General features: G+C 67.2%; 25 protein-coding genes. 10 read left to right on the plus strand and 15 right to left on the minus strand.

Annotated features, from left to right (window positions below):
* Positions 1-24: 24 nt before the first annotated feature.
* The 8 genes from nifV (at position 25) to ACG10_RS00800 (ending at position 6,352) form a co-directional block, all read left to right on the plus strand.
* Positions 25-1,179 (plus strand): homocitrate synthase, encoded by a 1,155-nt coding sequence (gene nifV / locus ACG10_RS00765; RefSeq protein WP_089166748.1) that lies wholly within the window; start codon positions 25-27, stop codon positions 1,177-1,179.
* Positions 1,176-1,970: a serine O-acetyltransferase gene (cysE, locus tag ACG10_RS00770; protein ID WP_089166749.1), complete on the plus strand. Its 795-nt coding sequence runs from the start codon at positions 1,176-1,178 to the stop codon at positions 1,968-1,970. Before nifV ends, cysE begins: the two co-directional genes overlap by 4 nt.
* Positions 1,971-1,998: 28 nt before the next feature.
* Positions 1,999-2,538 (plus strand): hypothetical protein, encoded by a 540-nt coding sequence (locus ACG10_RS00775; RefSeq protein ID WP_089166750.1) that lies wholly within the window; start codon positions 1,999-2,001, stop codon positions 2,536-2,538.
* Positions 2,535-2,882, plus strand: coding sequence for a nitrogenase-stabilizing/protective protein NifW (gene nifW, locus ACG10_RS00780; RefSeq protein ID WP_039800887.1), 348 nt, complete (start codon positions 2,535-2,537; stop codon positions 2,880-2,882). Before ACG10_RS00775 ends, nifW begins: the two co-directional genes overlap by 4 nt.
* Before the next feature lie 20 nt (positions 2,883-2,902).
* Positions 2,903-3,379 (plus strand): nitrogen fixation protein NifZ, encoded by a 477-nt coding sequence (locus tag ACG10_RS00785; protein WP_039800894.1) that lies wholly within the window; start codon positions 2,903-2,905, stop codon positions 3,377-3,379.
* On the plus strand, positions 3,369-4,250 hold the full coding sequence (gene nifM, locus ACG10_RS00790) for a nitrogen fixation protein NifM (RefSeq protein WP_089166751.1): 882 nt from the start codon (positions 3,369-3,371) through the stop codon (positions 4,248-4,250). Before ACG10_RS00785 ends, nifM begins: the two co-directional genes overlap by 11 nt.
* On the plus strand, positions 4,243-5,565 hold the full coding sequence (clpX, locus tag ACG10_RS00795) for an ATP-dependent Clp protease ATP-binding subunit ClpX (protein ID WP_089166752.1): 1,323 nt from the start codon (positions 4,243-4,245) through the stop codon (positions 5,563-5,565). The genes nifM and clpX overlap by 8 nt, the downstream gene beginning before the upstream one ends.
* A 244-nt stretch (positions 5,566-5,809) precedes the next feature.
* Positions 5,810-6,352, plus strand: a complete 543-nt coding sequence (locus ACG10_RS00800; RefSeq protein WP_089166753.1) for a flavodoxin — start codon at positions 5,810-5,812, stop codon at positions 6,350-6,352.
* A gap of 345 nt (positions 6,353-6,697) precedes the next feature.
* On the opposite strand, the gene ACG10_RS00805 is transcribed toward ACG10_RS00800, so the two are convergent.
* The 3 genes from ACG10_RS00805 to ACG10_RS00815 form a co-directional block, all read right to left on the minus strand.
* The gene (locus ACG10_RS00805) at positions 6,698-7,078 is read right to left on the minus strand and encodes a hypothetical protein (RefSeq protein WP_089166754.1); all 381 of its coding nucleotides are present in this window, start codon (positions 7,076-7,078) and stop codon (positions 6,698-6,700) included.
* 502 nt (positions 7,079-7,580) lie between these two features.
* On the minus strand, positions 7,581-7,763 hold the full coding sequence (locus tag ACG10_RS00810; protein WP_089166755.1) for a hypothetical protein: 183 nt from the start codon (positions 7,761-7,763) through the stop codon (positions 7,581-7,583).
* Positions 7,764-7,779: 16 nt separating this feature from the next.
* On the minus strand, positions 7,780-8,133 hold the full coding sequence (locus ACG10_RS00815; protein WP_089166756.1) for an NADH:ubiquinone oxidoreductase: 354 nt from the start codon (positions 8,131-8,133) through the stop codon (positions 7,780-7,782).
* Between the two features lie 118 nt (positions 8,134-8,251).
* Between ACG10_RS00815 and ACG10_RS00820 the strand changes: the two genes are divergently transcribed.
* Positions 8,252-9,220, plus strand: a complete 969-nt coding sequence (locus tag ACG10_RS00820) for a CobW family GTP-binding protein (protein WP_089166757.1) — start codon at positions 8,252-8,254, stop codon at positions 9,218-9,220.
* Positions 9,221-9,301: 81 nt separating this feature from the next.
* Entirely contained in the window at positions 9,302-10,183 is an 882-nt protein-coding gene (locus ACG10_RS00825; RefSeq protein WP_089166758.1) for an alpha/beta fold hydrolase, read from the plus strand.
* A 12-nt stretch (positions 10,184-10,195) separates the two neighbouring features.
* On the opposite strand, the gene ACG10_RS00830 is transcribed toward ACG10_RS00825, so the two are convergent.
* The 12 genes from ACG10_RS00830 to ACG10_RS00885 form a co-directional block, all read right to left on the minus strand.
* A complete protein-coding gene (locus ACG10_RS00830; protein WP_089166759.1) occupies positions 10,196-10,603 on the minus strand; it encodes a DUF3301 domain-containing protein in 408 nt (135 codons plus the stop codon).
* Positions 10,604-10,682: 79 nt separating this feature from the next.
* Entirely contained in the window at positions 10,683-11,168 is a 486-nt protein-coding gene (locus ACG10_RS00835; RefSeq protein ID WP_089166760.1) for an acyl-CoA thioesterase, read from the minus strand.
* A gap of 148 nt (positions 11,169-11,316) precedes the next feature.
* Positions 11,317-12,330 (minus strand): DUF5924 family protein, encoded by a 1,014-nt coding sequence (locus tag ACG10_RS00840; protein ID WP_089169756.1) that lies wholly within the window; start codon positions 12,328-12,330, stop codon positions 11,317-11,319.
* 97 nt (positions 12,331-12,427) lie between these two features.
* On the minus strand, positions 12,428-14,146 hold the full coding sequence (locus ACG10_RS00845) for a Na/Pi cotransporter family protein (RefSeq protein ID WP_089169757.1): 1,719 nt from the start codon (positions 14,144-14,146) through the stop codon (positions 12,428-12,430).
* A 175-nt stretch (positions 14,147-14,321) separates the two neighbouring features.
* A complete protein-coding gene (locus ACG10_RS00850) occupies positions 14,322-15,227 on the minus strand; it encodes an AEC family transporter (protein ID WP_089169758.1) in 906 nt (301 codons plus the stop codon).
* A gap of 150 nt (positions 15,228-15,377) precedes the next feature.
* Positions 15,378-15,803 (minus strand): OsmC family protein, encoded by a 426-nt coding sequence (locus ACG10_RS00855; protein WP_089166761.1) that lies wholly within the window; start codon positions 15,801-15,803, stop codon positions 15,378-15,380.
* Between the two features lie 30 nt (positions 15,804-15,833).
* Positions 15,834-17,828, minus strand: a complete 1,995-nt coding sequence (locus ACG10_RS00860) for a DUF7844 domain-containing protein (protein WP_089166762.1) — start codon at positions 17,826-17,828, stop codon at positions 15,834-15,836.
* The gene (locus tag ACG10_RS00865; RefSeq protein WP_089166763.1) at positions 17,825-18,139 is read right to left on the minus strand and encodes a DUF2388 domain-containing protein; all 315 of its coding nucleotides are present in this window, start codon (positions 18,137-18,139) and stop codon (positions 17,825-17,827) included. The genes ACG10_RS00860 and ACG10_RS00865 overlap by 4 nt, the downstream gene beginning before the upstream one ends.
* Positions 18,140-18,442: 303 nt before the next feature.
* The gene (locus tag ACG10_RS00870) at positions 18,443-18,763 is read right to left on the minus strand and encodes a DUF2388 domain-containing protein (RefSeq protein WP_089166764.1); all 321 of its coding nucleotides are present in this window, start codon (positions 18,761-18,763) and stop codon (positions 18,443-18,445) included.
* A 157-nt stretch (positions 18,764-18,920) separates the two neighbouring features.
* Positions 18,921-20,354, minus strand: a complete 1,434-nt coding sequence (locus ACG10_RS00875) for an NAD(P)(+) transhydrogenase (Re/Si-specific) subunit beta (RefSeq protein WP_089166765.1) — start codon at positions 20,352-20,354, stop codon at positions 18,921-18,923.
* Positions 20,355-20,663 (minus strand): NAD(P) transhydrogenase subunit alpha, encoded by a 309-nt coding sequence (locus ACG10_RS00880; RefSeq protein WP_089166766.1) that lies wholly within the window; start codon positions 20,661-20,663, stop codon positions 20,355-20,357.
* 11 nt (positions 20,664-20,674) lie between these two features.
* Positions 20,675-21,847 carry a Re/Si-specific NAD(P)(+) transhydrogenase subunit alpha gene (locus ACG10_RS00885; RefSeq protein ID WP_089166767.1) on the minus strand — a complete coding sequence of 391 codons (1,173 nt, stop codon included), beginning with the start codon at positions 21,845-21,847 and terminating at the stop codon, positions 20,675-20,677.
* Positions 21,848-21,989: the final 142 nt, after the last annotated feature.

Genomic DNA, 21,989 nt, shown 5'->3' on the forward strand with positions numbered 1-21,989 from the left:
CCGCCCGAGTTGTTGGAGAAAGCCATGGCTAGCGTGATCATCGACGACACCACCCTGCGTGACGGCGAGCAGAGTGCCGGGGTCGCCTTCAATGCCGACGAGAAGATCGCCATCGCGCGCGCGCTCGCCGAGCTGGGCGTGCCGGAGCTGGAGATCGGCATTCCCAGCATGGGCGAGGAGGAGCGCGAGGTGATGCGTGCCATCGCCGGCCTCGGCCTGCCGTCGCAGCTGCTGGCCTGGTGCCGGCTGTGCGACTTCGATCTGCAGGCCGCGCGCTCCACCGGGGTGAGCATGGTCGACCTGTCGCTGCCGGTCTCCGACCTGATGCTGCGCCACAAGCTCAATCGTGATCGCGACTGGGCACTGGGCGAGGTCGCCCGGCTGGTCAGCGAGGCGCGTATGGCCGGGCTCGAGGTGTGCCTGGGCTGCGAGGACGCCTCGCGGGCGGATCAGGACTTCATCGTGCGGGTGGGGGCGGTGGCGCAGGCCGCCGGCGCCCGCCGCCTGCGCTTCGCCGATACCGTCGGGGTGATGGAGCCGTTCGGCATGCTCGACCGCTTCCGTTTCCTCCGCCAGCGCCTGGACGTGGAGCTGGAAGTGCACGCCCACGACGACTTCGGGCTGGCCACCGCCAACACCCTGGCGGCGGTGATGGGCGGGGCGACCCACATCAACACCACGGTCAACGGGCTCGGCGAGCGCGCCGGCAACGCCGCGCTGGAGGAGTGCGTGCTGGCGCTCAAGAACCTCCACGGCATCGACACCGGCATCGACACCCGCGGCATCCCGGCCATCTCGGCACTGGTCGAGCGGGCCTCGGGGCGTCAGGTAGCCTGGCAGAAGAGCGTGGTCGGCGCCGGGGTGTTCACCCACGAGGCCGGCATCCACGTCGACGGGCTGCTCAAGCACCGGCGCAACTACGAGGGACTGAATCCCGACGAGCTCGGCCGCAGCCACAGCCTGGTGCTGGGCAAGCATTCCGGCGCGCACATGGTGCGCAACAGCTACCGCGAGCTGGGCATCGAGCTGGCCGACTGGCAGAGCCAGGCACTGCTCGGCCGCATCCGCGCCTTCTCCACCTGCACCAAGCGCAGCCCGCAGGCTGCCGAGCTGGAGGACTTCTATCGCCAGCTGTGCGAGCAGGGGACTGCCGAACTGGCGGCAGGAGGAATGGCATGAGCCTGCTTGCGCAATGGCGTGAAGACATCCGCTGCGTGTTCGAGCGCGATCCGGCGGCACGCACCACCTTCGAGGTGCTGACCACCTATCCGGGCGTGCACGCGATCATGCTCTACCGGCTCGCCCATCGTCTGTGGCGCGCCGAATGGCGTTACCTCGCCCGGCTGCTGTCGTTCGGCGCGCGCCTGGTGAGCAACGTCGACATCCATCCCGGGGCCGTCATCGGTTCGCGCTTCTTCATCGACCACGGCGCCTGCGTGGTGATCGGCGAGACCGCCGAGATCGGCCGGGACGTGACTCTCTACCACGGCGTCACCCTGGGCGGCACCAGCTGGCGCAAGGGCAAGCGTCATCCGACCCTGGGCGACGGTGTGCTGGTCGGCGCCGGGGCGAAGATCCTCGGCCCGATCACCATCGGCGCCAATGCCCGGGTCGGCGCCAACTCGGTGGTGGTCCAGGATGTGCCCGAGGGCTGCACGGTGGTCGGCATTCCCGGCAAGGTGGTCAAGCTGCGCGAGGCCGGCCAGCTCAACCCCTACGGCATCGACCTCGATCACCATCTGATTCCCGACCCGGTCGGCAAGGCGATCGCCTGCCTGCTGGAGCGCATCGACTCGCTGGAGAAGAGGGTCGAGGCGGGCGGGCTGGTCGCCACCGGCAGCCAGCAGCAGCTCTACGAGGGCTGCAATCCCGACAACAGCATCTGCGAAAGCGATTGCGCCGGCGGTGCCGGCGCCCTGGTCCAGCCGGCCGGCCGCCGGCGGGCCGCGCCCACGCCGGTGATCGAGTGAGCGGCAGGGCCAAGGGGAGCGATTGAGTATGGATCTGCAGGATTTCGACAGCGCCCATCTGTATTTCGACGAGCCGCTCGCCCCGGAGGTGGCGGCCCGTCTGGCCGCGGCCGCCGAGCAGTACGCCGAGGGCACCGCCGAGCAGCCGCTGCTCGAGGCGCAGGCCCTCGCCCCGGACGACCTGACGGTGCTGGTCGGCCTGTACCGCTTCTATTATTACCAGCATCGCTACGAGGCTGCCCTGCAGATCGCCCGGCGGGCGCTGGAGGTGGTCGGCCCCCGGCTGCTGCTGCCCGCGAACTGGAGCGAGATCGATGCCGACCACCTTGCCGTGGCGGCCGAGCGGGGCATCGGTCTCCTGCGTTTCTACCTGCTGGCGCTCAAGGGCGCCGGCTATCTGAGCCTGCGTCTGGGCCGGTTCGAGCAGGGCAAGGCCATGCTCGTCAAGGTCGTCGAGCTGGACACGGACAACCGCCTGGGTGCCAGGCTGCTGTTGGACGTGCTGGCCGAGCACAGCGCTGAAATCCTGATTTTCCCCACTGCGGCCAACGCGGAGATACGACCATGACCGTGCAACCCTTTTCCCCGGATTCCGACCTGACCCTGGACGAGGCCATGGACGAGCTGGTCTCGGCCGAAGACTTCCTGGAGTTTTTCGGCGTGCCCTTCGATCAGACGGTCGTGCACGTCAACCGCCTGCACATCATGCAGCGCTATCACGACTACCTGACCAAGGCCGGCGATCTGGACGAGCATGACGATCAGGCCCGCTATGCGGTGTTCCAGCAGCTGCTGGCGCGCGCCTACCTGGACTTCGTCGAATCCGACGCCCTGACCGAGAAGGTGTTCAAGGTCTTCCGCATGCACGAGCCGCAGAAGACCTTCGTTTCCATCGACCAGCTGTTGAGCTGAGCACAGAAGGGGGAGGCGCCATGCTGCCGCAGTTTGAATATGGTGATGAGGTACGTCTGATCCGCAACGTGCGTAACGACGGCACCTATCCGGGCATGGATACCGGCGCTCTGCTCATTCGCCGCGGTGCGGTGGGCTGCGTGTACGACGTCGGCACCTACCTGCAGGACCAGCTGATCTATCGCGTGCATTTTCTCAACGAGGGGCGCACCGTCGGTTGCCGTGAGGAGGAGCTGATCCTCGCCTCGGCCCCCTGGATTCCCAACCTGTTCGAGTTCCGTGACAACGTGATCGCCACCCGCAGCCTCGCCGTGCGCGGTCAGGTGCTGGTGACGCGGGGCCAGCTCGGCAGCATCATGAAGGTGCTGCGCGACGAGTCCGAGCTTGGTATCCAGTACCACGTGCATTTCGGCGACGGGCTGGTGCTGCAGGTGCCCGAGCAGAGTCTGGTGATGGCCGAGACCGAGGCGGCGATGGAGGTGCTCGATGAGCTTTGAGCGTCCCGGCGACGGCGACAGCCGTTACTACCTGCTGAAGATCGCCCACGAGCAGTTCGGCTGCGCGCCCGGTGAACTCAGCGAGGAGCAGCTCCAGCAGGCCGAGCGCATCATCGGCCGGCAGAAGCACATCGAGGATGCCGTGCTGCGCAGCCCGGATGCGGCCGGCGTGGTGATTCCGGCGTCCCAGGTCGAAGAGGCCTGGACGCAGATCGCCAATCGCTACGAGTCGGCCGAGGCACTGCAGCAGGCCCTCGACGCCCAGGGCCTGGAGGCCGTCGGCATGCGCGCCATGCTGGCCCGGGAGCTCAAGGTCCAGGCTGTGCTCGACTGCATCTGCGCCGGCCTGCCGGAGATCAGCGATACCGACGTGAGCCTCTACTACTTCAACCATGCCGAGCAGTTCAAGGTGCCTGCCCGGCACAAGGCCCGGCACATCCTGGTCACCATCAACGAGGACTTCCCGGAAAACACCCGCGAGGCCGCCCGGACGCGCATCGAGGCGATCCTCAAGCGGCTGCGCGGCAAGCCGGAGCGCTTCGCGGAACAGGCGACGAAGCATTCCGAATGCCCCACCGCGATGCAGGGCGGGTTGCTTGGCGAGGTGGTTCCGGGGACGCTCTATCCTGAACTGGACGCCTGCCTGTTCCAGATGGCACAGGGGGAACTGAGTCCCGTGCTGGAGTCGCCGATCGGTTTTCACGTGCTGTTCTGCGAAAGCGTGAGCCCCGCCCGACAGCTCACCCTCGAGGAAATCCTGCCGCGTCTGCGCGACAGGCTTCAGCTCCGGCAGCGCAAGGCGTATCAGCGCAAATGGCTGGAAAGCCTGCTCCAACAAAACGCCACTTTGGAGAACCTCGCCCATGGATAAAACGGACAAACCCTGCTGCTCGTTCTGCGGTGCGGAAAAGAGCCCGACCGTCCCGCTGATCGCCGGCAACGACGGGCGGATCTGCGAAGCCTGCGTCAAGCTGGCCCATCAGGTGGTCAGCAGCTGGGGACAGCGGCGCAAGAACCAGCAGCTGGCGCCGCAGTTGCGCACCCCCGCGGAATACAAGAAGCACCTGGACGAGTCGGTGATCGGCCAGGAAGCGGCCAAGGAAACCCTGGCGGTCGCGGTCTACAACCATTACCTGCGGCTGCTCAACTGCGACCGCGAGCCGGTCTGCCAGCTCGGCGAAGAAGTCGAGCTGGAGAAGTCCAACATCCTCATGGCCGGCCCTTCAGGCACCGGCAAGACCCTGCTGGTGCGCACCCTGGCGCGCATCCTCGGGGTTCCCTTCGCGATGGCCGACGCCACCACCCTGACCCAGGCCGGCTATGTCGGTGATGACGTCGACAGCATCATCACCCGCCTGCTCGATGCGGCCGGTGGCGACGTGCAGCAGGCGCAGTGGGGCATCGTCTACCTCGACGAGGTGGACAAGCTGGCCAAGCGCAGCGGTGGCGGCACGGCGGTGCGCGACATCTCCGGCGAAGGCGTGCAGCAGGCCCTGCTGAAGATGGTCGAAGGCGCCGAGGTGCGCATCAGCAAGTCCGGGCGGCGCAACGAGCACAGCGAAGAGCAGGTGGTGGATACCCGCAACATCCTGTTCATCGCCGGTGGCGCCTTTCCCGGCCTGGAGGCGCTGGTCTCCAGCCGCATCCAGCCGAAGAACACCGGCATCGGCTTCCATGCCCAGCCGCGCCGGGAAGCCCCGTCGATCAACGAGCTGATGGCCTCGCTGCTGCCGGATGACCTGCACGAGTTCGGCCTGATTCCCGAATTCATCGGCCGCTTCCCGATCATCACCTTCCTCCAGGAACTCGATCACGCCACCCTGCTGCGCATCCTCACCGAACCGCGCAACGCGCTGGTCAGGCAGTACAAGCAGCTGTTCGCCTATCAGGGCGTCGAGCTGGTGATCACCGATGCGGCCCTCAGCCACATCGCCGACCAGGCGCTGGCCCGCAAGACCGGTGCCCGCGGCCTGCGTGCGGTACTGGAGGCGTCCCTGCAGCAGACCATGTTCAACATGCCCTCGCAGCCGCTGCTGCGGGTCTGCACCCTGGATCTGGTCGAGCGCGAGGATGGCAGCAGTTCGCTGCAGGTCCTGACCCGGCAGGCCGAGGACGGCAGCGAGCGGGTCCAGCCCGGTTCGCCCGTGGCGGTGGAGGAAAAATCCGTGTTGTCGGCCGATCTTTGAGGTGCTGTAAAGAGCTGTTGTAAAAACGACAAGGCCTGCCTGTCTGCCGCCCTCTTAGCGTCGCATTTGCGACAGGTTTTTTTGCAGTCAGAAAAAATGCTTGTAAATCAATAAGTTGGTAAATGTGCTCGGGTTCCGGTGAGTGGTCTGCTTCTTGCTATCAATCACCGGCCAGCCAGGTCTGCAAGCCCGGAGACTGGCGCCCCCGACCACGCATCTCATGCACGCAGCCAGAGGTTAAGTTATGGCCAAGATTGGACTCTTCTTCGGTAGCAACACCGGTAAAACCCGCAAGGTCGCCAAGTCGATCAAGAAGCGTTTCGACGACGAAACCATGTCCGATGCAGTGAACGTCAACCGTGTTTCCGCGGAAGACTTCGCCCAGTACCAGTTCCTGATCCTGGGTACCCCGACCCTCGGCGATGGCGAACTCCCCGGTCTGTCCACCGACTGCGAGAGCGAGAGCTGGGAAGAATTCCTGCCGAAGATCGAAGGCCTGGATTTCAGCGGCAAGACCGTGGCTCTGTTCGGTCTGGGCGACCAGGTCGGCTATCCCGAGAATTACCTCGATGCCATGGGTGAACTGCATTCCTTCTTCACCGAGCGTGGTGCCAAGGTCGTAGGCGCCTGGTCGACCGACGGCTACGAGTTCGAAAGCTCCACCGCAGTGGTTGACGGCAAGTTCGTCGGCCTGGCGCTGGACCTGGACAACCAGAGCGGCAAGACCGACGAGCGCGTCGCTGCCTGGCTGGCACAGATCGCTCCCGAGTTCGGCCTGTCCCTGTAAGGGTCGATCCGGTCATGCAGCTTTGCTGCATGGCCGGCTGACCGGCTATTTCCTCTTTCTTCCCTGCTGTATGCGCCGTTCGGCGCGTGCTGTCTCGCCGCAAGGCGACCGGCTGCTTTAGCCGGATATCTGCTCTTGCGACTTGCCTTGCCGTCTCTTGGTTGATCGTGACATCAGCGCCGTACGAGCGCATGACCCGTACAGTCGCGCCTGCCGGACAGACTCGTTGCCCGCCGGGATGCCTCGTCCCTCGGAGAGAGCGAGGTCAGGCGGTAGAAATGCGTCAGGCCTGCCCGGATGGGAGGACGGTCAGACCCGACGACTTAAAGGGTTGCGAACGCGAACTCAGCGATAGCTGTCGCGGGCATCGGCCAGGGTGTTGGCTTCGCGATACAGGCGGTTGCCGCGGGTTTCGACCTGTTCGCCGACAACCAGTTCGTTGTTCGGAGAGCGCAGCACCTTCTCCTCGCCGTCGGCAGTGCGGACCTTGTAGGCCCGTTCGCTGAGGCCGGCGGCATCCTGGGCTTCGCCGCCGAACAGCGCACCGATGCCGGCGCCGACCAGCATGCCGATCGGACCGCCGATGGCACCGACCATCATGCCGCTCATGCCGCCGACCGACTTGCCGGAGGTCTGGTCCTTGGTTTCCTCAAGGACCTCGGCGGCATGCGCACCGCCTGCAGCCAGCAGGGTGAGGGTCAGAGCCAGGGTGCCGAGCTTTTTCATGACGGGTCCTCCGGAGAAGGTTGCATCAGCCTTTGGCCTTTAGATATCCACGAACTGTGCCAGATAATTAATCGTTAAAAATCAATTGCTTAAGAAAACAGGCTGCCGCCATGAGCGACAAAGTGTGGCAATGGCGACAAGGATTTGTCTGGTTTCTCACAGAAAACAGCGCCTTCATTGATCTGGATCAAGAAAGACTGCGCAATTCTGTGCTTTGGGCATCTGTGGATGGTGTGGATGGTATCGCGGGCGGCGGCAGGACCGCGTTGGCCGGTCAGGCTTTTGCGTCGTGTTGCCGTGAATGGGAAGTACGAGGCGGAAGTTCGCGCAGGAGGATGCGGCGCGGCTGGTTTTCGGAGTGGAAGCGCTTGGCGCGGATGCGAGGGGCCGGGCAAGGCAAGAGAGGAGGGGGCGCGGGGCTGCCATGCTGCCTCCGGACTGCTGCGCTCTGCCTGGCCGGCAGTGTCGCGGCCCGGTCGGAGGTTCCGGGCCGCAGCCACCCTCAGCGCAGGGGGCGCACGCTGGCGTTGGCGTTGGCGTTGGCGTTGGCGTTGGCGTTGGCGTTGGCGTTGGCGTCGGCCAAGGTGGCGGCGTTGTCGCTCGCCTTGAGGTGCAGGCGGTTGCCGCGGATTTCGACCTGATCGCCGACCACGAAACGGCGGCGGGGGGAGCGTACGGTCTTCACCGTGCGGCGCCGAGCGTCAGGGCGTGATCCAGCGGCCGCCACTCTGGTCTTCGCAGGCGGGTTTCAGGTAACGGGCATCGCTGGCGACGCCGTAGTAGTGGATATCCTGACGATAGGGCGTGCCCTCGACCCGCGCCTCGCGGCAGATGCCGAAGCTACCCTGCGGACAGTGCTCGGCGAAGCTCACCTCGACCTGCTGGCCGGCCAGTTGCGGCTGGCAGAAGCCTTCGCGGAACAGCTTGGCCGGAATGCTGCGGTTTTCCTGGCAGATCCGCACCTCGACCCGCTCGCCCCGGCTGTGCACCGTACAGGCATCGGCCAGGGCCTGGCCGGACAGGGCGAGCGACAGGAGCAGCAGGAGCGGGCGCATGGGGATTCCTCCGGTACGGGCGCGCGACTCTAGCACGCCGCGCTCGCCCGCCGCCGCCATCGGGCGGCTTCGCCGCGACGGGCTTCCCGCTCCGTGCAAAAAGCCCCACCATGCACGGATGCTAAAGAACATTCCCACCCACCTGATCGCCGGCCCTCTCGGCGCGGGCAAGACCAGCCTGATCCGCCAGCTGCTGGCGCAGAAGCCGGCGGCCGAGCGCTGGGCGGTGCTGATCAACGAATTCGGCCAGATCGGCCTGGATGCCGCCCTGCTGGACACCGGCGCGGACGGCATCGCCTTCGCCGAAGTCGCCGGCGGCTGCCTGTGCTGCGTCAATGGTGCGCCCTTCCAGGTCGGCCTGACGCGCCTGCTGCGCAAGGCCCGGCCCGACCGCCTGCTGATCGAGCCTTCCGGACTCGGTCATCCGGCCGCGCTGTGGCGCCAGCTCGGCGCGCCGCCCTGGGCCGGGGTGCTGGCGCTGCAGCCTGTCGTGCTGGTGCTGGATGCCGCTGCGCTGGCCGCCGGCGAGGCATTGCCGCCGAGCCAGGCGGAGGCGCTGGCGCTGGCCGGGCTGCTGGTGCTGAACAAGGCGGAGTCGCTGGACGGGCCGGCCCGTGCGCAATTGGCCGAGCGACTGCCGCCGCATCCGCTGTACTGGACCTGCCAGGGCGCATTGCCGCTGGCGCTGCTGCCGGGGCTGGTCGCCGCGCCAGGCGCCGGGCTATCGGCTGCTGAGCTGCCGGCTGCGGCAGCGGCGCTGGCGGAGCTCTGGCTCGATCCGGGCCGCCCGGTCTGTGCCAGCCAGACCTTGGCCGAGGGCTGGAGCATCGGCTGGCGCTGGCATGCCAGCCAGCGTTTCGAGCGGTCGCGCGTCCAGCGCTGGCTGGCCGGACTGCCCTGGCGGCGCGCCAAGCTGATCCTGCACAGCGAGGCCGGCTGGCTGTCCGGCAACGCGCTGAACGGCGAGCCGGTCCACTGGCAGCCCAGCGAGTGGCGCCGGGATTCGCGGCTTGAACTGATCTTCGCCGAGGCCCAGGACGAGGCCGTGCTCAAGGCCGGAATGGCAGCCTGTCGCCTGCCCGGCTGAGTCTCCTGGCCGCCGGTGCGTGGCCGCGCGCCGGGCTGGGCGGCTACACTGGCCGTCCTTCTTCGCCCATGGAGGGTGCGCATGATCCTGCATCCCTGGTCCCACGCCACTTCGGCCGGCTTCACCCTGCGCGGCTGGCACACTGCGCCGAGCGGCAGGCCGCTGCTGCACTTCCTGCATGGCAACGGTTTCTGCGGCAGGACCTACGAGCCGCTGCTGCGCGCGCTGGCTGCGGACTTCGACCTCTGGCTGTGCGATGTCCAGGGGCATGGCGACAGCGACCACGGCGGCCGCTTCCTGGGCTGGAACCGTACCGCCGAGCTGGCGCTGGAGGCCTTCCAGGCCGGCTTCGGGCGTTTTGGCCAGGTGCCGCGCCACGCCTGCGGGCACAGCTTCGGCGGGGTGCTGAGCTGTCTGATCCTGGCCGGCGAGCCGGCGCTGTTTCAGCGCGCGGTGCTGCTCGATCCGGTGCTGTTCGGCCGGGCGATGATCGGCATGCTGGGTTTTGCCGAGTTCTTCGGGCTGCAGCGTTTCAACACCCTGGCACGCCAGTCGGCGACGCGCCGCCGGCACTGGCCGGATCGGGCCAGCGCCTACGCCTGCCTGCACGGGCGTGGCGTCTTCAGGGGCTGGAGCGATGCGGCGCTGCGTGCCTACGTCCGGCACGCCCTGAGGGAGGCGGCGGACGGCGGCGTCGAACTGAAATGCCCGCCCAGTCGTGAAGTCGAGATCTTCAACTCCTGCCCGCGGCGACTCTGGTCGGCGCTGGCCGGGGTGCGCACGCCGACCCTGCTGCTCAACGGCCAGTACAGCTTCCCCTTCATCGCTCGCTCGACGGCGCGCTGGTGCGCCATGAGTCCCCACGTCTCCGCCCGTACGCTGCCGGGCGGGCACTGCTTCATGCAGGAGCGGCCCGAGGAGAGTGCCGAACGGGTGGCTGCCTTTCTGCTGCAGGAGGGGTGAGGCGCGCGGGGCTCAGTGGTGGTGTTGCCTGTGCAGGGGATGTTCGCGGCGCCACTGGTCGAGCTGGATCACCTCGGCGGATTGATGAGGTGGCTGGGGGGGAGCGGGAAAGGGATGGGCGCCCAGTTCGATGCGCGCGACATGGCGGCCGAACATGACGATACTGCCGTTGTAGCGCTGTTCGCCGGTGACGGTGAATTCGAAATCGTAGATCCGCGCCATGCGCTGGCGGCCGCGGGCGTCGGGGTGCAGGCCGAAACTGCGCAGGGCGACGTTGTCGTCGAGCAGTGCGACGTCGGTCTTCGCGCAGTGCTGCCTGACCGCGGCCAAGGCCCGCTCACGCAGACCATGGGTATGCCACAGCCAGGCACCGATGCCGGCCAGCAGCAACAGAATGAACAGGTTGGCGAGAGTCAGCATGATTGTTGTTGTTTTACCTGTAACGTCGAGCCCAGCTTAGTCGATCCGCCGGACGACGCCTGTGCATTCGTCGTCTGGATCAAGAGGCCTTGTTCTTGATCTGCCGGTAGCGTGCTTCCAGTTCCTGACGCAGCTCGCGGCGCCGCTTGGCCTGTTCGTAACGGCGTTTTTCCTGTTCCGTGGTGGGCTGCAGCGGCGGTACCTGGGTGGGCTTGCGGTTTCCGTCGAGGGCCACCATGGTGAAGAAGCAGCTGTTGGTATGGCGTACGGTGCGCTCGCGGATGTTCTCGGTGACGACCCGGATGCCGATCTCCATGGATGAACTGCCAGTATAGTTGACCGAGGCGAGGAAGGTCACCAGTTCACCGACATGGACCGGCTGGCGGAAGGTCACCTGATCCACCGAGAGGGTCACCGCGTAGCAGCCGGCGTAGCGGCTGGCGCAGGCATAGGCGACCTCGTCGAGCAGCTTGAGCAGCGTGCCGCCGTGCACGTTGCCGGAGAAGTTGGCCATATCCGGCGTCATCAGCACGGTCATCGTCAACTGGGCGTTACCATATTCCATAGGGATCTCCTAGTAGCCTAATGGTGGGGTGGGACGGAATGCCGCAACGATAACCGAATTATGCGCATTTGCCTGCAGCTAATTGCCATGCTCGCGACGAAAGATGCAGTCCGGCGGTCTGGGACGGCCGTTTCAGGCCGTGGCGGGACTATTCGACGACCCTAAAACGCAGCACGCCGATCAACTGGCCGGCCTCAGTCTGCACGCGAACCTCCCAGCGGCCGAGGGCGTTGGCGGGGAAGCGCCGCTTGCGGCTCCAGGCCCGATAGCCTTCCTGGCGGCCGCCGTGGATCTCCAGGGGAATGCGGTCCACCTCCCGGCCGGCGTGTCGCCAGACGTGGTAGATGCGCTCGTTCAGCCCGCGCGGGGCATGGATCGCGGTATAGGCGTAGAGCCCCCGCGCCTGCAGCTGGGCCAGGCTGATGCGCTTGAGGCTGGCGCCCGCTTCGCGGTTGCGCCCGTCCACTTCCAGAGTCACCGCCGCTGCGTTCAGCCACAGGGTGGCCGGCGGCACCCAGGCGCGCGCCCACCAGCCGGCGCCGCCCAGCGCGGCGAGCAGGCCGAGCATGGCCAGCCAGCGCCGCCAGTTCTGCCCGCACAGCGCGCCGAGCAGGCTGGGGAAGGCCAGCAGCACGGCACTGCCCAGGGCCAGCCGGTAGCTTTGCGGCGTCGCCAGCTGGTAGATCAGCGGCAGGGTGGTGAGCAGCACGGCGAACAGGGTCAGGCAGTGGAAGGCCATGAAGGCCAGGCGCCGCGGCGCCAGCCAGCGGTAGTACAGCGGATCGACGATCGACACCAGCGCGGCCAGGCCGAGCAGGCTGGTGAAGGCGGCCTGGCCGCTGTTCCAGGTGGTGGTGGTGAAGAAGAACGGCAGGACGAAGAACAGGCTTTCCTGGTGGATCATCTGCGTCGCGTAGCGCAGCAGCGGCGGTGGCAACTCCAGCCCCAACCAGCGGCTGAGGCTGCGGGTCAGCAGGTTCTCCAGCAGCAGCCAGACCCAGCTCACCAGCATCACCAGGGCGATGAGGCTGGCCAGGCTTTCCTTGCGTTCGACCAGCAGGAAACTGGCAAGGCCGGATACGAAGCCGAACAGGGCGAGCAGGCGGGGATGGCGGCTGGCCAGGGCGATCAGTGGCTGGAGACGGATTTTCCAGGACGGCATGGAGTGCATGACGGCATCATCGGGGCGCGGGAGGCGAATTCTAGCGGCATGGCGTGCTCGGCGGTCCTGCCGTCCGGTCGCCTGCTCCGCTACGCCCTCAGCCTGCTGCCGTGCCGCCCGTGGCTCGACTCGCCGGCCCGTTCGCCGCGTCGTCGAGCAGCAGGCGGCGCAGTTCGCCGTCCAGCCGGTCCTGTCCGGGCTGCTCGTCCGGACGGTCGGCGGCCTGGTCCTCGGCCTCCAGCACCACGTAGGCGCTGCAGCAGAACAGCGAGTTGAGGCGCTTCATGTCCTCCAGCAGCTCCAGATGGGCCGAGCCGGTCACGGGGCTGTGCAGCACCTGGCGGTGTAGGCGGTCGACATGGGCGTGCGCCAGGCGCCGTTCGAGGGCGCGGAAGCGGCGCTTCTGGCGCAGCAGCTGACGCGCGCTGCGCGGATCGCCGGAGAGAAACACGTTCAGCCCCAGACGCAGGTTGGCCAGCAGTTCGGCATGCAGTTCCGCCAGTTCCTCCAGGTCGATGCGGGTGACGCTCTGCCGCTCGGCCCTGCGCTGCATCTTGGCGAGGATATAGCCGGCCTGCCGCAGGTTGACCGCCAGCTCGATGATCTCTGCCCAGCGGCGATCTTCGGCCTCGTCCAGCGCCTCCCGCGGCAGCTTGGCCAGATACAGCTTCACCGCCCCGTAGAGGCGGTCCAGATCGTCCTCGAGCCGGCGGAGTTCGCGGCCCGCCTCAGCCCGTGGCTCCTGCAGCACGTCCTGCAGATGGCCGAGCATCTGCTCGGCCAGATCGCCGAGGCGCAGGGTCTCGCGCACCGCATTGGCCAGCGCCAGGGTCGGCGTGGGCAGCGCATCCGGATCGAGATAGCGTGGCTGGACCGTGCTGCTCTTTTCCGTCGCTCGCTCCGGCAGCAGACGGGTGCACAGGCGCGCCATCAGGGTGACGCTGGGCAGCAGCAGCAGGCAGCGCAGGCTGTTGTAGGCCAGGTGGAAGCCGATCACCTGGTCCTGCAGGCTGAGCGGCAGCTGCTGCATCCAGGCCGCCAGCGGGTCGAGCAGCGGAAGCACCAGCAGGCCGAGCAGCTTGTAGAGCAGGTTGCCGAGGGCGACCCGCCGTCCGGCGGCGGCCAGCAGGCTGCTGTTGAGGTAGGCGAGCACGCCGCTGCCGATGTTGGCGCCGATCACCAGGCCGATGGCCAGCGGCAGATCGATCAGCCCGGCACCGGCCAGGGTGGCGGTGAGCAGCACCGTGGCCAGGCTGGAATAGGTGAGCATGGCGAACAGGGCGCCGATCACGGCGGCGAGCAGGAGGTCGCCGGTCAGCGCGGCGAACAGCTGCCCCAGGCCCTGGGCATGGGTGATGGGCTCGCTGGCCGCGACGATCAGCTCGAGGGCGAGCATGATCAGGCCAAGGCCGATCGCCACCCGGCCGAGCTGGCCGGCGGGATTCTGCTTCTGCGCAAGGAACAGGCTCACGCCGCACAGCAGCAGCAGCGGCGACAGCCAGGACAGATCGAGGGTCAGCACCCGCGCCATCACGGCCGTGCCGACATCCGCGCCGAGCATGGCCGCCAGCGCCGGGGCCAGGGCCATCAGCCCCTCGGCGACGAAGGCGCTGGCCAGCAGGGCCGTGGCGTTGCTGCTTTGCACCAGTGCGGTGATGCCGATGCCGGCGAGGAAGGCCAGGGGCGTCCGGCGCATGCTGTGGCTGAGCAGTCGGCGCAGCTGCGCGCCGTAGACGCGCAGGATGCCGGTACGGACGATATGGGTGCCCCACACGAGCAGGGCGATGGCAGACAGCAGGTGAAGCAGCGTTAGCATGCTGAGGCCCCCCTGGCAGTAGGACAATGAGGAACGCCAACCTGTTCATCTGTAGCAATGAACATGCCCGGGGCGCTTTTTTTGATTCATATCATATTTCTGTCATAAAGTGTCCTGTTTCGCCGAAAGGAGGGGCCTGTCGGGCGCTGGGCGGAGGGTTCGGCCTGTGTCCGGGTCAGGGCAGCAGTGTCAGCACCAGCGGCAGGCTGGCGGCCGCCAGCAGGGTCTGCAGGGTGATGAGGCCGGCCATCAGGTGGCCGTCGCCGCCCAGCTGGCGGGTCAGCACGTAGGCGGTGGGGGCGGTGGGCAGGGCGAAGAACAGCACCAGCACGCTGCTTTCCAGGGCCGGCAGGGCGAGCAGGCAGGCCACGGCCCAGGCGAGCAGCGGCATGGCCAGCAGGCGCAGGGCGCAGTTCCAGGCCAGGGTCGGCAGCTCCCCGGCGAGTTCCCGTGGCTGCAGGGCGGCGCCGACGCAGAGCAGGCCTAGCGGCAGACTGGCGGCGGCGAGCAGGGACAGCAGCCGTTCGCTGCCGGCGGGCAGCGCCAGTCCCGTCAGGTTGACCAGTGCGCCGGCCAGGCAGGCGAGGATCAGCGGGTTCTTCAGGATCGGCAGCAGCAGTGTGCGGGCACCGACCCCGCGCTCGGCGCTCAGCGCCCAGACCGACAGCAGGTTCACCGCCGGCACCAGCAAGGCCAGCATCAGTGCCGCCAGAGCCAGCCCCGGCGGACCGAACAGGCTGCCGATCGCCGCCAGGCCGAGATAGGTGTTGAAGCGCAGCAGGCCCTGGGCGAGGGCGCCGAAGCGTGCGGCAGGCCAGCCGCGCAGCCGCCGGCCCAGCAGCAGGGCGGTCCAGGCCAGGGCGAGCCCCAGCAGCGCGGCTGCCGCCAGGCGCGGCAGGACCGGGTTGTCCAGCGGCGCGCCGGCCAGGCTGTGGAACAGCAGGGCGGGGAACAGGATGAAGTAGTTCAGTCGCTCGGCACCGGGCCAGAAGCCTTCGCCGAGGAGGTCCCGGCGGCGCAGCAGGTGGCCGCCGACGATCAGGGCGAACAGCGGCCAGAGGGCCAGCAGCAGAGCAGGCATGAAAATCCCCAGCATTCCCGAGAACGATCATCTTGGGCAGGGGCGGATATGCGAGGCAAGCGCTCGATGTGCACAAGCGCTGTGGGGGAGCGGACTTGCCCGCGAAGAGCCTGGGCAGAGGCAGCCGCGCGGTCAAGGCCGCCCCCGGGCTCAGCCTTCCAGGGTGGCCTTCAGGTTGATCCGGGCATTCAGCAGCTTGGAGACCGGGCAGCCTTCCTTCGCTTGGTTGGCGATTTCATCGAGCCGCTCGGGCGTGGCGCCCGGCACCCGGGCCCTGAGGGTCAGGTCGACGGCGGTGATGGCGAAGCCCTCGCCCTGCTTTTCCAGACTGACCTCGGCCTGGGTTTCCAGCCGCTCCGGGGTCAGGCCTGCATCGCCCAGCATCTTGGCCAGCGCCATGGAGAAGCAGCCGGCATGGGCCGCACCGATCAGTTCCTCGGGGTTGGTGCCGGGCTGGTCCTCGAAGCGGGTGTTGAAGCCGTAGGGTTGTTCCTTGAGCGCGCCGCTCTGGGTACTGAGGCTGCCTTTACCTTCCTTCAGGTTGCCCTGCCAGACGGCCGATCCGGTCCTTTTCATGGTGTGTCCTCCGCTGAGTGGGTGTCTTCATCAGAGGGGCGCCGGGCGGACAAGTTCGGCGCCGGGCAGTTGCAGGCCATTGGCGGCCTTGTGCAGGGCACGCAGGTGCTCGCCGAGTCGACGGAGATTGGCCTCGACGGCCTGCAGTTCGGCCAGGCGCTCGGGCAGCAGCAGGGCGCGCAATTCCCGGTCGAGTTCGTCGTTGAGCTGGCGCAGACCCTGGTGGCGGGCGGCGCTCTGCTGTTCGAGGCGCGGCCATTCGCCGGCCTGCGGCAGGCCATAGCCACCGTCGAGCAGCTCCGCCGGGCGGCTCAGGAAGCCGCTGCTGGCGAGGATCTTGTTCAGGGTGTCGCCGGCCCTGGCCATGTCTGGCCCGGTGTTGCGGCCCTCGCGGTGGCTGAGGTAGCGCTGCTTGAGCTCCTCCTGGGCGAGTAGCAGCTGACGATGCATGGCGGCCTGTTCAAGCAGCAGCAGGGCGGCACTGGCGCGCAGGTCGGCGCGGGCGAACCAGGGGTGGCGTTCGTCGGCGGGCAGGGTGAGCCAGTCTTCGACGCTTTTCTGGGGCACCGTCAGGCGTTGGCGCAGGATCGTGAACATCGCTTGATAGCGCTCGCGGAAGGAGTCGAAGCGGTAGCCCAGGCGCAGCGCCTCCCGCGGATCGTCCAGCCGGCTGCGATCGGCCAGGCCGCGGCCGACCAGCAGCTCGAGCAGGCCATTGGGCATGATGCTGTCGAGGCTCTCCAGCTCGTCGTGGGCAGTGCCGGTGCGCAGCAGCTTGAGGGTTTCCACCGCGCAATTGTTGGACAGAAACCAGTAGTCGCCGTCGTAGCTCCAGTGCTGTTCGGCGGCGCGCTCGACCAGCGCACGGCGTTCCTCGTCGCTGAGCCGGAGCGGGACCGAGGCCAGGCCGCGCAGCTCGACCTTGGTGTATTCGTCGATCACCTGGGACAGCGGCAGAACGAACAGGCGCGAGGGGTAGCTGCCGGTCAGGCCGTCCCAGCTGGAAAGCTGCACGTCGCCGACGAAGGCGCGGTAGGAGAGCACCAGATGATGCTCCAGATCCAGTCGGCAGGCCGGTCCGCGCGGACGGCCAGGGGCGCAGATCACCAGGCGCAGCATGCTGTGGCCCCAGCGGCTGACCCAGTTGTCGTTGGCCTCGGCGAACAGGTAGTCGACCTCGTAGACCCGTTCCGGATCGAGCTGGCCGAGGGGCTGGCGGGCGAAGTCGCGGCCGGCGTTGAGGTAGGGATAGCTCGGCGGGCACTCCGTACGCGCCGCCGGCGCCCAGCCGAAGTGCTCCCGGAAGTAGCGGTACAGCGAAGGGCGCCGGCAGGCATAGGTGGGATCGAGCAGGAAGTACTCGAGGTTCACCGCGACGAATTCGCGGGGATTGCTCAGCTCGTAGAGATCCGGGCTGCGCGCCACCTGGCCGTTGTCGCGCTCGCGCTCGCCGCGGCGACCGACGGCCTGCTGCCAGCCGGCCAGATCCAGCAGGCGCGGGTCGTCGGAAAGGGTGAAGCGGCGCCCGGTCTGGCCGCGGCAGCGCTCCGCCAGGCCGACCGGGCCGAGGCTGCCGGCTTGTTGGCTGCAGCGCTTCAACAGCAGCCGGTGCTCCGCCGGCCAGGCGCGGCTGCGGTCGTAGAGGTGGGTCAGTTCGTGCAGCACCGTGGCCAGCAGTTCGCGGCGCACCGTGCCGTGGGAGCGGCCGGTCCGGGCGTTGGCCGCCGAGCCGTCGGCCAGCCCCGGCAGCAGGCGGGCGTTGAGTTCGAGGCGGTCGGGGCGGCTGGCGCGGCCGTAGCCGTTTTCCGGCAGGTGGCCGCTCCAGCGCACTTCCACGGTGCGATCCAGCTGTTCACGCAGGCGTGGCGGCAGAGCAGCCTGGGCTTGGTCGAGCAGGGTCTGGCTGGCCTGACGCTGGGCCTCGTTCAGGCCCGCGGTGTGCAAGGTGAGGCGCAGTTCGGCCTGCAGGCCGGCGCTGGCCAGCAGCAGGGCTGCGCCGAGCAGCCCGACGCCGAGTCTGCTCACTGGGCGAGGATGGCTTCGGCCAGGGCCTGGTCGCTGGCTTCGCGGGTTTCCGGCAGGCGCTCGCGGATTGCGCCGAGGGCGGCTTCCAGCTGTGCGCCGCGGATTTCGCCAGCGCTGGCGACGAAGCTGGCGGCATCGTCGCGAGCATCGATCACCACCTTCATGTCGCGGATCGAGGTGGTGGTGTCGGAGGTGAAGTCGACGGTGCGGTCGAGGGCGCGTACCACGATGTTGCTGGTGGCCTTCAGGGTCTGGGCCTGGGTGGTGGCGCTGAGCAGCAGCAGGGTGATGGCGAGCAGAGAATGACGCATGGCGGATATCTCGGTTACGGCAAGAGACAATTGATTGGAGCGGCGGTCCGGGGCTTGCCAATGGTTCGATGGCATGTGCCGCTCAAGCGGCAGCCGGCCTCCATGGGGGTGGGAAAGGCTAAAGGAATCCCGGCGGATGGACCAGTACCCCGGGACAGGTGGATAACGTCGGTGGGAGCTGTGCCCGTGCGGATTCGTTGGTCATGCCGCAGCGATGGAGTTTGGCCAGCCAGTGCCTTGCAAGATCGATGATCGCGCCTTGCATGCCCGGGTACCCGGGCGTGGCCGGCTGCCGATGCAATCTCAGTGCGCGAGAATGGCCTCGGCTAGTTGCATGTCGCTGGCTTCGAGCTGGGGCGTCTGGTGGCGGATATGCTGCAGGGCTGCTTCCAGCCTGGCGCCGCGGATCTCGCCCTGGGAGGCGACGAAGCTGGCGGCGTCGTCGCGGGCTTCCCGCACCAGCTTGTCATCGTCGTCGTCGGAGGAAGAGGCATCGGAGGTGGCATCGCTGCTGCCGACGGTGGCGCGGCCGACCGCATCGGTGGTGACAACGAGGCTGGTGGCCGAGGCGCTGGTGGCCGCAGCGAGCAGGGCAGCGGCAATCAGTAGGGACAGGCGGGGCATGAAATACACTCCTTGTTGGATGGGGACAGTGACAAGGTTCGGCCCCTGTCATGGCTGGCCAAAATAGAGTAGTCGAAAAAGGAACGGACGATCACTCCAGATTGCCAGTCGCCTTGCCCCGGCCGCCGGTTGTCCGGAAGCCGGGGCAAGGCAGGCCTTATGCCACAGCCTTGACCATATCCTCGAGCACCTTCTTGGCGTCGCCGAACACCATCATGGTCTTGTCCAGATAGAACAGCTCATTGTCCAGGCCCGCATAGCCGCTGGCCATGGAGCGCTTGTTGACGATGATGGTCTTGGCCTTGAAGGCTTCCAGGATCGGCATGCCGGCGATCGGCGACTTGGGATCGTTCTTCGCCGCCGGGTTGACCACGTCGTTGGCGCCGAGCACCAGCACCACGTCGGTCTGGCCGAATTCGGAGTTGATGTCCTCCATCTCGTAGACCTGCTCGTAGGGCAGTTCAGCCTCGGCCAGCAGCACGTTCATGTGCCCGGGCATGCGGCCGGCGACCGGGTGGATGGCGAACTTCACGTCGACCCCATGCTCGGTGAGCTTTTCCGCCAGCTCCTTCAGGGCATGCTGGGCACGAGCCACTGCCAGGCCGTAGCCGGGAACGATGATCACGCTGTCGGCGTTGGACAACAGGAAGGTAGCATCGTCCGCCGAGCCGGACTTGACGCTGCGCTGTTCCTGGGAGGCCTCGGCGCTGGCGGTGGCGTCGGCGCCGAAGCCGCCGAGCAGCACGTTGACGAACGAGCGGTTCATCGCCTTGCACATGATGTAGGAGAGGATCGCGCCGCTCGAGCCGACCAAGCTGCCGGCGACGATCAGCATCGAGTTGTTCAGCGAGAAGCCGATGCCGGCCGCAGCCCAGCCCGAGTAGCTGTTGAGCATCGACACCACCACCGGCATGTCGGCGCCGCCGATGGGGATGATCAGCAGCACGCCAATGGCGAAGGCCAGCAGCAGCAGCAGGGCGAAGGCGCCGGCATTGCCGGTGAAGGTGAAGATCAGGCCGAGGCCGAGGATGGCCAGGCCGACCAACAGGTTGATCTGGTGCTGGCCCTGGAAGCGCACCGGCGTGCCCTGGAACAGGCGGAACCTGTACTTGCCGGAGAGCTTGCCGAAGGCGATCACCGATCCGGAGAAGGTGATGGCGCCAATCGCCGCGCCGAGGAACAGTTCCAGGCGGTTGCCGGCCGGGATCGGCGCGTCCATGGTCTGGACGATGCCCAGCGACTGCGGCTCCAGCACTGCGGCGATGGCGATGAACACCGCGGCGAGGCCGATCATGCTGTGCATGAAGGCGACCAGCTCGGGCATCTTGGTCATTTCGACGCGCCTGGCCATCAGGGTGCCGACGCCGCCGCCGACGAGCAGGCCGAGGATGACGAAGGCGATGCCGCTGCCGGCGATCTCGGCATTCAGCTTGAATACCAGGGCCAGGGTGGTGAGGACGGCAAGGGCCATGCCGGCCATGCCGAACAGGTTGCCGCGCTGCGAGCTGGTGGGGTGCGAAAGGCCCTTCAGCGCCTGGATGAAGCACACCGAGGCGACCAGGTAGAGCAGGGTGATCTGGTTCATGCTCATTTATTTGGCCTCCGCCTTTGCCGGTTTCTTCTTGAACATTTCCAGCATGCGCCGGGTGACCAGGAAGCCGCCGAACACGTTGACCGCGGCCAGGGCCACGGCGAGGGTGCCCATCAGCTTGCCTAGTCCTGTCTCGGTGAGCGCCGCGGCGAGCATGGCGCCGACGATGACGATCGCGGAAATCGCGTTGGTCACTGCCATCAGCGGGGTGTGCAGGGCGGGTGTGACGTTCCACACCACGTGATAGCCGACGTAGATCGCCAGCACGAAGATGATCAGGTTGTAAAGCCCGTCAGAAATCAGGTCCATCTTTATTACCCTTATGCGTTTTCTTTTGTTGTCCGCGGTGCTGCGTTTACAGCGCCGGGCGCGCTGCCGTTGGTCCGCACGACCCGGCCGCCTTCGCACATCAGGCAGGCCTTGACGATGTCGTCTTCCAGGTCGAGGCGGAACTGACCATCCTTGTCGACTATCAGCTTGAGGAAATCCAGCAGGTTGCGTGCATAGAGCGCGGAGGCATCGGCCGCTACCAACGCAGGCAGGTTGCTGTGGCCGACGATGGTCACCCCGTGGCGGACCACGACCTCGTCGGGCACCGTCAGCGGGCAGTTGCCGCCCTGTGCGGCGGCGAGATCGACGACCACCGAGCCGGGTTTCATTTCCTGCACGGTGGCTTCGTGCAGCAGGGTTGGTGCCTTGCGGCCGGGAATCAGCGCGGTGGTGATGACGATGTCGGCCTGTTTGGCGCGTTCATGCACGGCCTTGGCTTGGCGCTCCATCCACGACGGCGGCATCGGCCGGGCATAGCCGCCGACACCCTCGGCGCACTGGCGCTCCTCGTCGGTTTCGAAGGGGACGTCGACGAACTTGGCGCCGAGGGATTCGATCTGCTCCTTCACCGCCGGGCGTACATCGGAGGCTTCGATCACAGCGCCCAGGCGCTTGGCCGTGGCGATCGCCTGCAGACCGGCGACGCCAGCACCAAGGATCAGCACGCGGGCCGCTTTCACCGTTCCGGCGGCGGTCATCAGCATCGGCATGAAGCGCGGGTAGTGGTTGGCCGCGAGGATCACCGCCTTGTAGCCGGCGATGTTGGCCTGCGAGGACAGCACGTCGAGGCTCTGTGCCCGCGAGGTGCGCGGCGCCGCCTCCAGGGCGAAGGCGGTGATGCCGCGTTCGGCCATGCGCGCGATATTGTCATCGTCGAAGGGGTTGAGCATGCCGACCAGCACTGCGCCAGTCTTCATCTGCGCCAGTTCGGCCGGGCTGGGAGCGACGACCTTGAGAACGAGGTCGGCCCCGAGAGCGGTCGCCGCATCGCCGATCTTCGCGCCGACGGCTTCGAAAGCGCTGTCCGGAAGGCTGGCTCCGACGCCGGCGCCGCTCTGCACAGTCACGGTGTGGCCCTGGCTGACCAGTTTCTTCACCGTTTCCAGTGTAGCGGCAACCCTTGTTTCCCCGATGTGGGTTTCTAGTGGAACGCCAATATGCACATCTATTCTCCTTGTTTGATTTCGTAACTCTTCCCTGGACCAAGGCTCGGCAGAACCCCGGTCGGGTATAGCGAAACGCTAGTCAGCCATGGCCCTTACGCAACAGCACTGTCGGTGTCATCCGCATTCGGCAAGGTTGCGT

The organism is Azotobacter chroococcum, assembly GCF_002220155.1.
Classification (GTDB): Bacteria; Pseudomonadota; Gammaproteobacteria; order Pseudomonadales; family Pseudomonadaceae; genus Azotobacter; species Azotobacter chroococcum.